The following is a 15,361-nucleotide window of genomic DNA, read 5'->3' on the forward strand; positions in this document are numbered from 1 at the left end:
CATGCTTCGTCCTTGTTACGCGCCGGGACGGCTCTTTGTTACGCGGCCGGGACGGCGACCTCCCCGCGGCAGCCGGTCTGCCGTGAGGCGTGCACATCCACCCCGCTCACCCGGCGGCGGTCAGCGCCCGCGCCACGCCCGGCTCCTTCGGTCCCAGGAACCTCGGATCCGGCTCGAACACCGCGTCCACGGCGGCCTTCCCGGCAGCGACCAGCTCGCGGACACCGCCGTAGTACCAGGTGGCGTTGTGTACGTCGGTCACGCCGACGCCGTACGACGTCACGCCCGCCTCCTGGCACAGCGCGACCGCCCGCCGGATGTGAAACCCCTGGCTGATCAGCACGGCCTCGTCCACCCCGAAGATCTTCTTCGCACGGACGCAGGAGTCCCAGGTGTCGAAGCCCGCGTAGTCACTGACGATCCGCGTGTCCGGCACGCCCTGCCGGGTCAGGTAGGTGCGCATCGCGTCGGGCTCGTCGTAGTCCTCGCGGCTGTTGTCGCCGGTGACGAGGACGACCTTGATCCGGCCCTCGCGGTAGAGCTCGGCCGCCGCGTCCAGCCGGTGCGCGAGATACGGCGACGGCTCGCCGTCCCACAGACCGGCGCCGAAGACGACCGCGACGTCGGTGCGCGGCACGTCCGCCGTGGTCCGCAGCCGGTCACCGGCCGCGACGTACATCCAGGTCGCCGGGAGCAGCGCCAGCCCGCACCCGAGCATCACGGCCTGCACCAGCCGGCGCTGCCCGGTACGGGTGCGCGGCAGACGAGGTCGGCGCATTCTCACGGTCCCTCCCTGGTGGGCTCTCGACACTCACAGACGTCCCAACGGCCGCCGTGGTTCGTGTCGAGGCACGTGATCAGCTTCACTCTCCTCGACGAAGCCGCAGGTCACGACTGCTCACACACCCCCTGCACCCCACCGTGAACCCCCCGAAAAGACCCGTGATGCCCGTGCAACGGGGCGGCAACGTCCCGCCGCCACCATCGGTTCATGACGGCGTCGAAACCACCTCACGACGAGTCCACGACCCTCGACAGTACGGCGCACATCATGAACCGGATCACCAGCCAGCTCGCAGGCCAGCTCAGCCGCGTCTCGCTCGACGGCAGACGGCGCCCCGAGCCGCCGGCGCCAGGGCCGGTGCCGGAAGTGGCGCCTGCCGGGCGGACGACGCCACCTCCGGCACCGGCCCTGGTCCTCGTGGCCCACGGCAGCCGCGACCCGCGCACGCTGCGCACGGTCACCGCCCTGGTCGAGCGCGTCCGTGAGCTGCGCCCCGGCCTGTCCGTGCACCTGGGCCACATCGAGCTGAACGAGCCCCTGCTCCCCGACGCGCTCGCCTCCCTCGACACCGGCGAAGCGATCCTGGTGCCGCTCCTCCTCAGCCGCGGCTACCACGTCAAGCGCGACATCCCGGACATGGCCGCCGCGGCCCCGGCCCGCACCCGCGTGGCCCCCGCACTGGGTCCGCACCCCCTTCTCGTAGAGGCCCTGTACGACCGCCTGGTGGAGGCGGGCTGGCACAAGGGAGCGGACGAGGACGCGCGAGGAGTGGTCCTGGCCGCGGCAGGCTCCCGGGATCCGGAGTCGGCACTGGACACCAGTCGCACGGCCCGGCTCCTCGCCGACCGTCTGGGCGTACCGGTGATCCCCGCCTATGCCTCGGCCGCGAAGCCCACCGTGCAGGAGGCGGTACGAGCCCTGACCGCGAGAGGCTGCCACCGAGTAGCCGTGGCAAGCTACTTCACGGCCCCGGGCTACTTCGCAACGCAGTGCGCAGAGGCGGCCCCCTGGATAGCCTCGGCCCCTCTCGGCACCCACCCCGCGATAGCTCGCCTACTCCTCCACAGGTACGACCAGGTAGCCCACCCAAGGGGCGCGGGGAACTGCGCGACCAGCCACAAGCAACCCGCACTCGCCACCTGACAGAACCCGGCAGACGCAAAGGCGCACTCCCTTTGTCACCCCCTGCCCGTACTGTCGAGGCATGTCGTACGACCTGCCGTCAACCGAACGCTGGGCAACCGAGCCCGACAAACGCCCCGGCCGCACCGCCTTCCAGCGCGACCGCGCCCGCATCCTCCACTCCTCCGCCCTGCGAAGGCTCGCCGGTAAAACCCAGGTCGTCACCCCGGGCACACGCAGCCAGATCTGGGACGCCAGCCCACGAACGCGCCTCACGCACTCCCTCGAATGCGCCCAAGTCGGCCGCGAACTCGGCGCGGCCCTCGGCTGCGACCCCGATCTCGTGGAAGCCGCCTGTCTCTCCCACGACATGGGCCACCCCCCGTTCGGCCACAACGGCGAACAGGCGCTCAACGAATTCGCGGAGGACTGCGGCGGCTTCGAAGGCAACGCGCAGTCGCTGAGGCTCCTCACCCGCATCGAGCCCAAACGCTTCACGCCGGAGGGCTCCGTCGGCCTCAACCTCACCAGGGCCGCCCTCGACGCGGCCACCAAGTACCCCTGGCCCCGAGGAGGGCACCCCGTCGACCCCAAGTCCCCGAAGTTCGGCGTCTACGAGGACGACCGCCCCGTCTTCGACTGGTTCCGCAAGGAGGCCCCCGGCGCCCGCATCTGCTTCGAGGCCCAGGTCATGGACTGGTCCGACGACGTGGCCTACTCGGTGCACGACGTCGAGGACGGTCTGCACGCCGGCCACATCGACCCCAACTGCCTGCACGCCGAACCGGAACGACAGGCGGTCTTCGCGGTCGCCATCGGCCGCTATGTTCCCGCGGACACCGACCCCGCCGAACTCGCCGAGGCCCTCGACCGTCTCCTGGACGAGGAGTGGTGGCCGCACGGCTATGACGGCACGGCGGTGGCACAGGCCCGCCTCAAGGACGCCACCAGCCAGCTCATCGGCCGCTTCTGCCTCGGCGCCGAGGCCGCCACGCGCGCGGCGTACGGCACCGGCCGCCTCACGAGATACGCCGCCGAACTCGTCGTACCGCGCGAGGTCCGCCTCGAATGTGCCGTGCTCAAGGCGGTCGCCGACCGGTACGTCATGCAGCGCGCCGAACAGGAACGACTCCGCGCCGACCAGCGCATCGTCGTCGCGGAACTCGCCGACGCGCTCACCGTCCGCGCGCCCGACGGCCTCGACCCCCAGTTCCGCGCCCTGTTCGACCGGGCGCCCGACGACCGCGCCCGCAAACGCGTGATCGTCGACCAGATCGCGTCACTCACGGACGCGTCCGCGCGTTCGTTGCACGAGAGGCTCACGGGTCGCCAGTGAGGTGAAACAAGCCCGAATGTGACCCTCCGTGGCCTGATCGGGCCACTCCCTCTTCCCCCATCACGCTGCGTGCGGGACGCTCACATGTGGCGGCACCATTACGAGGAGGCATCAAGTGGTCGACGCGGATCAGACATTCGTCATCGTCGGAGGTGGACTGGCCGGCGCCAAGGCGGCCGAGACACTCCGCGCGGAGGGCTTTCACGGCCGCGTGATACTGATCTGCGACGAACGCGATCACCCGTACGAGCGCCCGCCGCTCTCCAAGGGTTATCTCCTCGGCAAGGAAGAGCGCGACAGCGTCTTCGTGCACGAGCCCGCCTGGTACGCCCGCAATGACATCGAGCTGCACCTCGGCCTCCCCGTCGTCGCCCTCGACCGCAGGTCGAAGACCGTCCGCCTCGGCGACGGCACCGTCGTCCGCTACGACAAGCTGCTCCTCGCGACCGGCGCCGAGCCCCGCCGTCTGGACATCCCCGGCACGGACCTCGTGGGCGTGCACCACCTGCGCCGCCTCGCCCACGCCGAGCGCCTCAAGGGAGTCCTGGCCTCCCTGGGCCGTGACAACGGCCACCTCGTCATCGCCGGCGGTGGCTGGATCGGTCTGGAGGTCGCGGCGGCGGCCCGCGAGTACGGCGCCGAAGTCACCGTCGTGGAGCCGGAACCGACCCCGCTGCACGGCGTCCTCGGCCCCGAACTCGGCAACCTCTTCGCCGAACTGCACCGTGAGCACGGCGTCCGCTTCCACTTCGGCGCCCGGCTGACGGAGATCACCGGCCAGGACGGCATGGTCCTCGCCGCCCGCACCGACGACGGCGAGGAGCACCTGGCGCACGACGTCCTCGCGGCGATCGGCGCGGCCCCCCGCGTCGGCCTCGCCGAGGCGGCCGGCCTGGAGCTCGTCGACCGCGCCCACGGCGGCGGCATCGCGGTGGACGCCCAGCTGCGCACCTCCGACCCCGACATCCACGCCGCCGGCGACGTCGCCGCCTTCCACCACGTCCTCTTCGACACCCGGCTGCGCGTCGAGCACTGGGCCAACGCCCTGAACGGCGGCCCGGCAGCCGCCCGCGCGATGCTCGGACGGGACGTCACCTACGACCGCGTGCCCTATTTCTTCTCCGACCAGTACGACCTGGGCATGGAGTACTCCGGCTGGGCGCCCCCGGGCTCCTACGACGAAGTGGTGATCCGGGGCGACGCCGGGAAGCGTGAATTCATCGCGTTCTGGATGAAGGACGACCGCGTGCTCGCCGGGATGAACGTGAATGTGTGGGACGTCACAGAGCCGATTCAGCGGCTGATCCGGTCCAGGGCCCGGGTAGACACCGAGGCACTGGCGGATCCACACGTTCCACTCGAAAACCTCGTCCCTTGAGTGTCGGCGCACCACCGTAGAATCACCTCGTGGCAGGACGGATCAACGACGAGGACGTAAAGGCGGTACGGGACGCGGTCCCGATCGACGCCGTCGTGTCCGAGTACCTCCAGCTGCGCAACGCCGGCGGCGGAAACCTCAAGGGTCTCTGCCCCTTCCACGACGAGAAGTCACCGTCCTTCCAGGTCAGCCCGAGCAAGGGGCTCTTCCACTGCTTCGGCTGCCAGGAGGGCGGCGACACCATCACGTTCGTGATGAAGGTCGACCACCTCACCTTCTCGGAGTCCGTCGAGCGCCTCGCCGGCCAGGCCGGCATCGCCCTGCGGTACGAGGAGGGTGGGTACAACCCCTCCCACCAGCGCGGCGAGCGCATCCGCCTGGTCGAGGCCCACAAGATCGCCGCCCAGTGGTACATGGAACAACTGGCCACCGGCCCCGAGGCCGACACCGGCCGCAAGTTCCTCGCCGAGCGCGGCTTCGACCAGTCGGCCGCCGAGCACTTCTCCGTCGGCTACAGCCCCCAGGGCTGGGACCACCTCACCCGCTACCTCCGCGGCAAGGGCTTCACCGACAAGGAGCTGCTCCTGTCCGGCCTCTCCCAGGAGGGCCGCCGGGGCCCCATCGACCGCTTCCGCGGCCGTCTGATGTGGCCGATCCGCGACATCGGCGGCGAAGTGGTGGGCTTCGGCGCCCGCAAGCTGTACGAGTCGGACAACGGCCCCAAGTACCTCAACACCCCCGACACGGCGATCTACAGGAAGTCCCAGGTGCTGTACGGCATCGACCTCGCGAAGAAGGACATCGCGAAGTCCAGCCGCGCGGTCGTGGTCGAGGGCTACACCGACGTCATGGCCTGCCACCTCGCCGGAGTCACCACCGCCATCGCCACCTGCGGCACGGCCTTCGGCGGCGACCACATCAAGATCCTGCGCCGGCTGCTGATGGACAACGGAAGCGCCCGCGTGATCTTCACCTTCGACGGCGACGCGGCCGGCCAGAAGGCGGCCCTGCGCGCGTTCGAGGACGACCAGAAGTTCGCCGCCGAGACGTACATCGCCATCGCGCCGGACAACATGGACCCCTGCGAGCTGCGCCTCGCGAAGGGCGACGAGGCGGTCGCGGACCTGGTCGAACCCCGCACCCCGCTCTTCGAGTTCGCGCTCCGCCAGATCGTCGTCCGCTACGACCTCGACACCCCCGCGGGCCGCGCCGCCGCGCTGGACGAGGCGGCCCCGATCGTCGCCCGCATCAAGAACAGCGGCGCCCAGCACGAGGTCGCCGTCCAGCTCGCCGGCATGCTCGGCATCCTCGACACCCAGTTCGTGGTCAAGCGGGTCGCCCAGCTGGCGCGTTGGGCGAGGGACCGCGGCGGCAAGGGCCCGGCACCGAGCCGGCAGCAGCCCATGCAGACGTACGACGCGGTCCGCGCCCCCTCCGGCCCGGCCCTGAACCTCCGCAACCCGGTGTACGCCACCGAGCGCGAGCTGCTGAAACTGGCCCTCCAGCGCCCGGAGTTGGTCTCCCCGGCCTTCGACGCATACGGCGTCGACGAGTTCACCGCCCCGCCGTATGCAGCCGTACGCCAGACCGTCATGGACGCGGGCGGCGCGGAGTACGGCGTATCGGACCCCCAGGAGTACCTGGTCCGCGTCCGAGAGGCGGCTCCGGACGACGGGGTCCGCGCGATGGTGACGGAGCTGGCGGTGGAGGCGATCATGCGCCGCACGGTCGACGAGGTGTACGCCGGCGACCAGCTCGTCATGGTCCGCCGCCGTGCCGTGGACCGCCGCATCCAGGAAATCCAGGGCACCCTCACCCGCCTCACCAGCGGCGGAGACCCGGCCCAACTGGCCGCCGTACAGAACGAGTTGTGGACACTCCAGCAGTACGGCCAGGCGCTGCGGGAGCAGGGGGCGGCGGCGCTCTAGCCCTCCGGGGTGCGCGGGGCCGGTTCGTCGGCGGGCGAACGGGAACCCGAGACAGTGGGCGCCGGGCAGGTCCCCACAGGGAAACCGAACCCGCGGATCGTCCCAGATCAGGGCGCGAACAAGCACCCGAGTTCTCCGTGAGGGTAACCACGCGGTCACGGACCGGACTCAAAAAGTCACCGCACGCCCCTCGTGGCGGCGATGTGTCGTACTCCACACTGGGTTCCGGTGCCTGAGTCCTCGGAGCGCGGCCGATCCGTCCCCAACGGATCCCACACCCCCGCGGTTCCGCTCATCGCGTACGGGACGGACAGTGGCGTGGCCGCCGACTCCGCCCCCGAAGCAGCGCTGCCGCACACCTCAGCAGCGATCATCCTGGAGGTCGCCCCCGTGCAGACCCAGACCCTGACCCAGACCGACATCACCGACGGCACGGAACCGGAAGCGGAGGCCGAGGTGCTCATCGCGGTACCCCCGCAGGGCCGCGCCGTGCACCACCCCGAGACGGCGGAGCCGGACACGCCGGCCGAGCCCGAAGAGCCGCCGGCCGAGGCCCCCGAACCCGTGGAGCTGCCGCGCAGCCGCGCCGACACCGGCGGCCCGTCCTCGGACCTGTTCCGCCAGTACCTCCGCGAGATCGGCCGCATCCCGCTGCTCACCGCGGCCGAGGAGGTCGAACTCGCCCGTCGCGTCGAGGCCGGTCTGTTCGCCGAGGAGAAGCTCGGCAGCGCCTCCGACCTGGACAGCCAGCTCGCCCTCGACCTCGACAAACTCGTCGTCATGGGCCGGATGGCCAAACGCCGGCTCATCGAGGCGAACCTGCGGCTCGTGGTGTCCGTGGCGAAACGGTACGTGGGCCGCGGACTGACCATGCTGGACCTCGTCCAGGAGGGAAACCTCGGACTGATCCGCGCCGTCGAGAAGTTCGACTACGCCCGCGGCTACAAGTTCTCCACGTACGCCACCTGGTGGATCCGCCAGGCCATGTCCCGCGCCCTCGCCGACCAGGCCCGCACGATCCGAGTCCCGGTCCACGTGGTCGAGTTGATCAACCGCGTCGTCCGCGTGCAGCGCCGGATGCTCCAGGAGCGGGGCTACGAACCGACCCCGGAAGAGGTCGCCGCCCACCTCGACCTCGCCCCCGAGCGGGTCAGCGAAGTCCTGCGCCTCGCCCAGGAACCCGTCTCCCTGCACGCCCCCGTCGGCGAGGAGGACGACGTCGCCCTCGGCGATCTCATCGAGGACGGCGATGCCGCCAGCCCCGTCGAATCCGCCGCGTTCCTCCTGCTCAAGGAGCACCTGGAGGCCGTGCTGTCGACGCTCGGCGAGCGGGAGCGGAAGGTCGTACAACTCCGCTACGGCCTGGTGGACGGCCGCCCCCGCACCCTGGAGGAGATAGGCCGCATCTTCGGCGTGACCCGGGAGCGGATCCGCCAGATCGAGTCCAAGACCCTGAACAAACTCCGCGACCACGCCTTCGCCGACCAGCTGAGGGGCTACCTGGACTGACGCAGCGTGGGGGCCGGTCGCGCAGTTCCCCGCGCCCCTTGGGGCGGCACGGGTGGGCGCAGCGGCACCCCGCCACGCCGGGCTGCGCCATGCCCCCCCGCCCCAGCCCCAACGCCGGGCACCGGCTCAGTCCACCTCAGCCACCGCCTGCGCGAACTGCGCCTTGTACAGCCGCGCATACGCACCGTCCGCCGCCAGCAGATCGGTGTGCGCGCCCTGTTCCACGATCGCGCCGTTCTCCATGACCAGAATCGTGTCGGCGTCCCGGATCGTCGACAACCGGTGCGCGATGACGAACGACGTACGCCCGTGCGCCAGTTTCGCCATCGCCTTCTGGATCAGCACCTCCGTACGGGTGTCGACCGAGCTGGTGGCCTCGTCCAGGACCAGGATCACCGGATCGGACAGGAACGCCCGGGCGATGGTGATCAGCTGCTTCTCACCGGCGCTGACCCCGGCCCCCTCGTCGTCGATCACGGTGTCGTACCCGTCCGGCAGCGTACGGACGAAACGGTCCGCGTGCGCCGCCCGGGCCGCCTCCTCGATCTCCCCGCGGGTGACCTCGCGGGAGGCGCCGTACGCGATGTTCTCGGCGATGGTCCCGCCGAACAGCCAGGTGTCCTGGAGCACCATGCCGATCCCGGCGCGCAGCTCGTCCCGTGACATGCGCGCGATGTCGACGCCGTCGAGGGTGATGCGCCCGCCGGAGACGTCGTAGAACCGCATCAGCAGGTTGACCAGCGTGGTCTTGCCCGCACCCGTCGGTCCGACGATCGCGACCGTGTGCCCGGGTTCGACCTTCAGCGAGAGGTCCTCGATGAGCGGCTTCTCGGGGTCGTAGCGGAAGGAGACGTGCTCCAGTGCCACCCGCCCGCGCAGCTCCTCCGGCCGCTCGCCCGGCATCGGATCGGCCTGCTGCTCCTCGGCGTCGAGGAGTTCGAAGATCCGCTCGGCCGAGGCGACCCCGGACTGCACGAGGTTCGCCATCGACGCGACCTGCGTCAGCGGCATCGAGAACTGCCGCGAGTACTGGATGAAGGCCTGCACATCGCCGATGGACAGCGCACCCGAAGCGACCCGCAGGCCACCCACGACGGCGACCAGCACGTAGTTGATGTTCGACACGAACATCATCAGCGGCTGCATGACCCCGCTGTTGAACTGCGCCCTGAACCCGGCCTCGTACAACGCGTCGTTCTGCTCGGCGAACTGCTGCGCCGACTCGTCCTGCCGCCCGAACACCTTCACCAGCGTGTGCCCGGTGTACATCTCCTCGACGTGCGCGTTGAGCTTGCCGGTCGAGCGCCACTGCTGCACGAAGTGCGGCTGCGAGCGCTTGCCGACCCGGGTGGCGACGACGAACGACAGCGGCACGGTCACCAGCGCCACGAGCGCCAGGATCCACGACACCCAGAACATCATCGCGAGCACACCGATGATGGTCAGCACGGAGTTGATGAGCTGGCCCATCGACTGCTGGAGCGTCTGCCCGATGTTGTCGATGTCGTTGGTGGCGCGGCTGAGCACCTCGCCGCGCTGCCGCTTGTCGAAGTACGACAGCGGCAGCCGCGACAGCTTCGTCTGCACGTCCTCGCGCATCCGGAACATCGTCCGGTTCACGGAACGGTTCACCAGCCGCGTCGCCACCAGCATCAGCAGCCCGGCCACCACGAACACGCTCAGCGCGAGCAGCAGCACGGAGCCGACCGCACCGAAGTCGACGCCCTCGCCCGGAGTGAAGTCCGTGCTGCGGAGCATGTCGGCGACCGAACCGTCACCCCGCTCCCGCATCGACGCGAGCACCTGCTCCTTGGTGGACCCGGCCGGGAACTGCCGCCCGACGATGCCCGCGAAGACCAGGTCGGTCGCCTCGCCGAGGATCTTCGGCCCCACCACCGACAGACCCACGCTCACCACCACACAGAGCAGCAGCACATAGATGGTGAGCCGCTCCGGCTTGAACTGGGTGACGAGCCGTTTGCCCGACACCTTGAACTCCATCGAGCGATGCTCGGGGCCGGTCCCGGCCATCATCCGCCCCATAGGCCCGGCCATCAGGCAGCCTCCGCTTCCGTGAGCTGGGAGAGCACGATCTCCCGATAGGTCTCGTTGTCCGCCATCAGCTCGTGGTGCCTGCCGGTGCCGACCACCCGTCCTTCGTCGAGTACGACGATCCGGTCGGCGTCCCGGATGGTCGCCACCCGCTGGGCGACGATCACGACGGTCGCCTCGGCGGTCTCCCGGGCGAGTGCGGCACGCAGCGCCGCGTCGGTCGCGTAGTCGAGCGCGGAGAAGGAGTCGTCGAAGAGATAGATCTCCGGGCGCTGCACCAGCGTGCGGGCGATCGCGAGCCGCTGCCGCTGACCGCCGGAGACATTGGTGCCGCCTTGCGCGATCGGCGATTCGAGTCCGTTCTCGAGCCGCTGCACGAACTCCTTGGCCTGCGCCACCTCCAGCGCCTGCCACAGCTCGTCGTCCGTCGCGTCCGGATTGCCGTACCGCAGATTGGACGCCACCGTGCCCGCGAAGAGATACGGCTTCTGCGGGACGAGCCCGACCGTCCGCGCCAGCAGCTTCGGATCGAGGGACGCCACCTCGACACCGTCCACGAGCACCTCCCCGTCGGTCGCGTCGAACAGCCGCGGCACCAGCCCGAGCAGCGTGGACTTGCCGCTGCCGGTCGAGCCGATGACGGCGGTCACCTCGCCGGGCCGGGCCACCAGGTCGACGGTCTTCAGCACCGGCTCCTCGGCACCCGGGTAGCGGAAGCCGGCCCCGCGGAGCTCCAGATGCCCGTGCCGGAGCAGCTTGACCACGGGCGCGGTCGGCGGAACCACGCTGGAGGAGGTGTCCAGCACCTCCTCGATCCGCTCGGCGCAGACCTCCGCGCGCGGCACCATCATGAACATGAAGGTGGCCATCATCACGGACATGACGATCTGCATCAGATAGGCGAGGAACGCCGTCAGATCGCCGATCTGCATCTGACCGCTGTCGATGCGGTGCGCGCCGAACCACACCACCGCGATCGACGACAGGTTCACCACCGTCATCACCATCGGGAACATCAGCGCGAGCAGCCTGCCGGTGCCCAGCGACATCTCGGTGAGCTCGGCGTTCGCCTGCCGGAAGCGCTGCTGTTCGTACTCGTCGCGGACGAAGGCGCGGATCACCCGGTTGCCGGTGATCTGCTCGCGCAGCACGCGGTTCACGGTGTCCAGCCGCACCTGCATGGTCCGGAACAGCGGCCGCAGCCGCCGCACGATGAACGTCACACAGATGCCCAGCACCGGCACCACCGCGACCAGCACCCCGGACAGCGGAACGTCCAGGCCGAGCGCCAGCACGATGCCGCCCACGCACATGATCGGGGCCGACACCATCAGCGTGAACGTCATCAGGGCCAGCATCTGCACCTGCTGGACGTCGTTCGTCGTACGGGTGATCAGCGAGGGCGCGCCGAAGTGACCGACCTCACGGGCGGAGAACGACTGCACCCGGTCGAAGACGGCGGCCCGGACGTCCCGGCCGAGCGCCGCCGCCGTACGGGCGCCGTAGTACACGGCACCGATGTTGCAGACGACCTGCACCAGCGAGATGCCGATCATCAGGGCGCCGTAGCTGAGGATGTAGCCGGTGTCTCCGTTCACGACACCGTTGTCGATGATGTCGGCGTTCAGCGTGGGCAGGTAGAGGGTGGCGCAGGTCTGGAGGAACTGAAGCAGCACCAGCAGAGCGATGGGTTTCCTGTAGGGCCTGAGATAGGTCCGCAGAAGTCGTATGAGCACGCTACGTCTCTCGGAGTCGGCGGTAGGGACGGTGGTTGCCCCTGGCCCCTATCGTCGAACACTCCACCCGTGTTACCTCAACCGATTAAGCCGTCAGCAGTGCTTCGTACGGCCTTCTGGGTGCGGATCGCGCCGACTCCTACCGGTCTCTTACCTTCCGCAACGCTGATCTCACGCCCGGAACGCCCCGGGATGGGTCTGTTCCCGCACCGACACGAACTGCTGCCGCACCGCCTGTCCCACCGCCAGATCCTCGCCGGGCTCCAGAACCTGCGCGGCGGGCCCCTGCCAGGCCGGCGGGGTGCGCGGGTCGAGGGTGCCCTGCGAGGTGCCGAGCGCCCACGCCGCCTGCCGGGCGGCCCCGATCGCGCCGTAGTCCGCGGGCTGCGGTACGACGACCTGCGCCCCGAACAGCGCGGGCGCCGCCGCCTGTACGGCGGGCAGTTCCGCGGCGGCCCCGAGCAGGAAGACCCGCCGCACCTCGACCCCGCGCCCCCGCAGCACGTCCAGCGCGTCCGCGAGCCCGCACAGCATCCCCTCGAACGCCGCCCGCGCCAGATGCTCCGCCCTCATCGACTCCCGCCGCAGCCCGGCGAGGGTCCCGGCGGTGTGCGGCAGATTCGGCGTCCGCTCACCCTCCAAATAGGGGAGGAGTACGAGACCGTGGGCGCCCGGCGTCGACTTCATCGCCAGGTCGGACAGGCTCTCCAGGTCGGGCAGCCCGAGCAGTTCGGCGGTCCCGCGCAGGGTGCGCACCGCGTTCAGGGTGGTGACGACCGGCAGATGCATACCGGTCGCGTCGGCGAGCGAGGTGATCATCCCGGTCTGGTCGACGAGCGCCTCGGGGTGCACGGCCATCACCGACCCGGAGGCGCCCAGCGACACGACGGCGTCCCCGAGCCCGATCCCGAGCCCGAAGGCGGCGGCCATGGTCGCGCCGGTCCCGGCGGAGATCAGCAGCCCCTCCGGCGTCGTACCGGCCGCTTCGGAGGGCCCGATCACCTCGGGCAGCATCGCCTGATGCCCGAGCGCCAGCTCGACGAGATCACCCCGGTAGGTGCCGGTGGCCGCGGACCAGTACCCCGTACCGGAAGCCCCGCCGCGATCGGTCGTCCTGCGCACCGGCCGCCCGAGCAACTGCCACACCAGCCAGTCGTGCGCCTGCATGAGCACGGCGGCCCGTACGGCGTTCTCGGGTTCGGTCTTCGCCAGCCAGCGCAGCTTGGTCACGGGCTGAGCGGCCTGCGGTACACATCCCACCGCCTGCGCCCACGCCTCACGTCCGCCGAGCGCGTCGATCAGATCGGCCGCCGCGACCTGCGCCCGCTTGTCACCGCCGACCATCGCCGGCCGCACGGTGTTGCCCTGTGTGTCCAGCGGGATCACGGCGTTCTGCTGGGCCGACACGCCGATGGCCTGCACACCTTCGAGGAGCCCGCCGCCGGCCGCCTCGCCGAGGGACAGCAGCCAGGCCTGCGGATCGACGTCGGAGGGCCGCGAGCCGCCTTCGGCACCTTCGATCGGATGCGGGGCGTACCCCTGCCTGAGCACGGCTCCGGAGTCCGCGTCGCAGACGACGATGCGAGTGAAATCGGGCGCACTGTCCAACCCGGCGACTATCCCCATGGCCAAAATTCTATGGGGCGTGCGCCGTGGGGGTGTCTCTGGTCGTGTGGCTGAGGGTTCACCGGTGCCGGCGTTCAGGTGTTACTGGTTCCCCAGTCGTCCTCCGTTGCGCCGTTGCCGTTGCGTTCGCGCAGGGAGCGGACGCGTTGGGCCACGGAGTCGGGGACCTTTTCACTGACCGTGTGGTACGCCTTGCCGGCGAACTGGCGGCCCTGGTGGGCGGCCGACTCGGCGGTGTTGCGGACGGCGGGGTTCTGGGAGATCTGACGGGCGGACTTCTTCATCTGCTCGTAGCGCTCGCGCCCGGCCTTCGTGCCCAGCACGTAACCCAGAGCGAGTCCGGCGACGAACGTGAGCCGGTAGCGCATGGCGGCCACCTTCCTTGACGACGGGGAACCGATTGGCGGAGCACCCCCCTGCTTGCGCTAATGTATGTGTCGCAGCGAGCGCGCGCCCCCTGGCGAATACCCAGGGAGGTACGTTCGATGCAGCGAGGCAATCCTCCGTAGCTCAATTGGCAGAGCAGCCGGCTGTTAACCGGCAGGTTACTGGTTCGAGTCCAGTCGGGGGAGCTTCGATCTTCCGTAGCTCAATTGGCAGAGCAGCCGGCTGTTAACCGGCAGGTTACTGGTTCGAGTCCAGTCGGGAGAGCACTTAGAAGAGGACCCCGTTGGGGTCCTTTTTCATGCCTGGTGGAACCGCCCGGGGCAGGCCGAAGTCCTCATGGGCGTGCGAAGTCGACCATCCGAGGCAGGAGATCGTATGAGCGGCTATGCTGCGGCAGACGGCGCGCACAAATGTGCGCGACACGCCGCTATGGGGCGGTAGCTCAGCCGGTTAGAGCAGCGGACTCATAATCCGTCGGCCGTGGGTTCGAGTCCCACCCGCCCCACTTCGCGCTACGCGAGCAGAATCGATCTGACCAGCAACTTAGCTGGAGGGTCGGGCGAGTTGAGGGTCGTGGCGACCCTGTCGCGATCATGATTTCATGATCGTCTGGACAGACTCTGGACGTCGATTCCGGTCAAGTCGGGCATGGTGTCTATGTGGTATTTCGTGTCGACGTCGAGCAGGTCTCGCCGCCTCGCCCCGTGGCGGGAAGCGACCCATGGGAACGCCCCGACATTCGGCGCACTTCCCTCGCGTGGTCTGTTTGTGATCGATGGCCGCACTCAATGTTGGTGATGTATCTTGGGTGCATACATCGTGGATGTTGGAGGTGTCCGATGTCCGTCACACAGATTGATCTCGACGACGAGGCGCTGGCCGAGGCCATGCGGCTGATGGGTGTTACGACGAAGAAGGAGACCGTCAACGCGGCCCTTCGGGACTACGTGGCGCGGATCAAGCGGCTTGAGGCTGCGGAGAAGTTGGTCGCGCGGGGTGCGCGTGGTGAGTTCGAGCAAGCCGCGGCGGCGCATGACGCGGAGAAGCGTGCGCGACGCGAGGCCTTCGAGTGATCACGTATCTGGTGGATACCTCGGCTCTGTGGCACTTGTTCCGTACTCCGGGTGCGTTGCACCCTTGGGAGGGACACATCGCCGCCGGGGTGTTCCACATCTGCGAGCCGACACGTGCCGAATTTCTCTACTCGGCAACCAGCCCGTCCCATCGGGATGAGCTCGCAGAGGAACTGGACGCGCTCTGCTTGCTCTCTCCGGTTCCGAAGAACGCCTGGCGTTGGGTCGACACCGCCCAGTACAAACTGACCCAGCGGGGCCAGCATCGGGCGGCTGGAGCGATCGATCTGTTGGTGTGTGCGACAGCCGTACACCATGGGCATACCGTTCTCCACGTGGACAACGACTTCGTGACAGTGGCCGGAGTGCTCAAGGAAGTTCAGCAGCGGGACGTACGAGCCTGATCTTCTGGAGCCGGTTCACTTTGTCG

At 69.4% G+C, this 15,361-nt stretch carries 12 protein-coding genes and 3 tRNA genes; 10 read left to right on the top strand and 5 right to left on the bottom strand.

The features are described 5' to 3' along the window. Positions 1-106: 106 nt before the first annotated feature. Positions 107-778, bottom strand: a complete 672-nt coding sequence (locus ACIHFB_RS08350; protein WP_365278711.1) for an ElyC/SanA/YdcF family protein — start codon at positions 776-778, stop codon at positions 107-109. A gap of 213 nt (positions 779-991) precedes the next feature. On the opposite strand from ACIHFB_RS08350, the gene ACIHFB_RS08355 reads away from it, so the two are divergent. From ACIHFB_RS08355 to ACIHFB_RS08375, 5 genes are all read left to right on the top strand, one after another. Next, positions 992-1,927 carry a sirohydrochlorin chelatase gene (locus ACIHFB_RS08355; RefSeq protein ID WP_400125965.1) on the top strand — a complete coding sequence of 312 codons (936 nt, stop codon included), beginning with the start codon at positions 992-994 and terminating at the stop codon, positions 1,925-1,927. A gap of 61 nt (positions 1,928-1,988) precedes the next feature. After that, complete coding sequence (locus tag ACIHFB_RS08360) at positions 1,989-3,242, top strand: deoxyguanosinetriphosphate triphosphohydrolase (protein ID WP_365278706.1); 1,254 nt, start codon at positions 1,989-1,991, stop codon at positions 3,240-3,242. Positions 3,243-3,357: 115 nt separating this feature from the next. Next, positions 3,358-4,620, top strand: coding sequence for an NAD(P)/FAD-dependent oxidoreductase (locus tag ACIHFB_RS08365; RefSeq protein ID WP_400125967.1), 1,263 nt, complete (start codon positions 3,358-3,360; stop codon positions 4,618-4,620). 29 nt (positions 4,621-4,649) lie between these two features. Next, positions 4,650-6,548, top strand: coding sequence for a DNA primase (gene dnaG, locus ACIHFB_RS08370; protein ID WP_400125969.1), 1,899 nt, complete (start codon positions 4,650-4,652; stop codon positions 6,546-6,548). A gap of 228 nt (positions 6,549-6,776) precedes the next feature. Then, positions 6,777-8,057 carry an RNA polymerase sigma factor gene (locus ACIHFB_RS08375; RefSeq protein WP_365278697.1) on the top strand — a complete coding sequence of 427 codons (1,281 nt, stop codon included), beginning with the start codon at positions 6,777-6,779 and terminating at the stop codon, positions 8,055-8,057. Between the two features lie 126 nt (positions 8,058-8,183). Here the strand turns inward: ACIHFB_RS08375 and ACIHFB_RS08380 are convergent, their stop codons facing one another. The 4 genes from ACIHFB_RS08380 to ACIHFB_RS08395 all read right to left on the bottom strand — a co-directional run bounded on the left by ACIHFB_RS08380 (position 8,184) and on the right by ACIHFB_RS08395 (position 13,839). Then, positions 8,184-10,112, bottom strand: a complete 1,929-nt coding sequence (locus ACIHFB_RS08380) for an ABC transporter ATP-binding protein (RefSeq protein ID WP_365278694.1) — start codon at positions 10,110-10,112, stop codon at positions 8,184-8,186. Further along, complete coding sequence (locus tag ACIHFB_RS08385) at positions 10,112-11,845, bottom strand: ABC transporter ATP-binding protein (protein WP_365278691.1); 1,734 nt, start codon at positions 11,843-11,845, stop codon at positions 10,112-10,114. Before ACIHFB_RS08385 ends, ACIHFB_RS08380 begins: the two co-directional genes overlap by 1 nt. Before the next feature lie 171 nt (positions 11,846-12,016). Continuing rightward, complete coding sequence (locus ACIHFB_RS08390) at positions 12,017-13,471, bottom strand: FGGY family carbohydrate kinase (RefSeq protein WP_365278689.1); 1,455 nt, start codon at positions 13,469-13,471, stop codon at positions 12,017-12,019. 74 nt (positions 13,472-13,545) lie between these two features. Beyond that, entirely contained in the window at positions 13,546-13,839 is a 294-nt protein-coding gene (locus ACIHFB_RS08395; protein ID WP_365278687.1) for a YtxH domain-containing protein, read from the bottom strand. A gap of 131 nt (positions 13,840-13,970) precedes the next feature. Here ACIHFB_RS08395 and ACIHFB_RS08400 point away from each other — a divergent pair. From ACIHFB_RS08400 to ACIHFB_RS08420, 5 genes are all read left to right on the top strand, one after another. Next, positions 13,971-14,043, top strand: a tRNA-Asn gene (locus tag ACIHFB_RS08400). 6 nt (positions 14,044-14,049) lie between these two features. Then, positions 14,050-14,122, top strand: a tRNA-Asn gene (locus ACIHFB_RS08405). A 167-nt stretch (positions 14,123-14,289) separates the two neighbouring features. Further along, positions 14,290-14,363, top strand: a tRNA-Ile gene (locus tag ACIHFB_RS08410). Positions 14,364-14,697: 334 nt separating this feature from the next. Next, positions 14,698-14,931, top strand: coding sequence for a type II toxin-antitoxin system VapB family antitoxin (locus ACIHFB_RS08415; RefSeq protein WP_400125973.1), 234 nt, complete (start codon positions 14,698-14,700; stop codon positions 14,929-14,931). Continuing rightward, positions 14,928-15,335: a PIN domain nuclease gene (locus ACIHFB_RS08420; RefSeq protein ID WP_400125974.1), complete on the top strand. Its 408-nt coding sequence runs from the start codon at positions 14,928-14,930 to the stop codon at positions 15,333-15,335. The genes ACIHFB_RS08415 and ACIHFB_RS08420 overlap by 4 nt, the downstream gene beginning before the upstream one ends. The last annotated feature ends 26 nt before the right edge of the window (positions 15,336-15,361 follow it).

This window comes from Streptomyces sp. NPDC051963, from assembly GCF_044593495.1.
In the GTDB taxonomy this organism is placed as follows: domain Bacteria; phylum Actinomycetota; class Actinomycetes; order Streptomycetales; family Streptomycetaceae; genus Streptomyces.

Bases quoted from the DNA above. Each gene is read 5' to 3' on its own strand.
- ACIHFB_RS08350 (WP_365278711.1), bottom strand. From the start codon at position 778: ATGCGCCGACCTCGTCTGCCGCGCACCCGTACCGGGCAGCGCCGGCTG.
- ACIHFB_RS08355 (WP_400125965.1), top strand. From the start codon at position 992: ATGACGGCGTCGAAACCACCTCACGACGAGTCCACGACCCTCGACAGT.
- ACIHFB_RS08360 (WP_365278706.1), top strand. From the start codon at position 1,989: ATGTCGTACGACCTGCCGTCAACCGAACGCTGGGCAACCGAGCCCGAC.
- ACIHFB_RS08380 (WP_365278694.1), bottom strand. From the start codon at position 10,112: ATGGCCGGGCCTATGGGGCGGATGATGGCCGGGACCGGCCCCGAGCAT.
- ACIHFB_RS08390 (WP_365278689.1), bottom strand. From the start codon at position 13,471: ATGGGGATAGTCGCCGGGTTGGACAGTGCGCCCGATTTCACTCGCATC.
- ACIHFB_RS08395 (WP_365278687.1), bottom strand. From the start codon at position 13,839: ATGCGCTACCGGCTCACGTTCGTCGCCGGACTCGCTCTGGGTTACGTG.
- ACIHFB_RS08415 (WP_400125973.1), top strand. From the start codon at position 14,698: ATGTCCGTCACACAGATTGATCTCGACGACGAGGCGCTGGCCGAGGCC.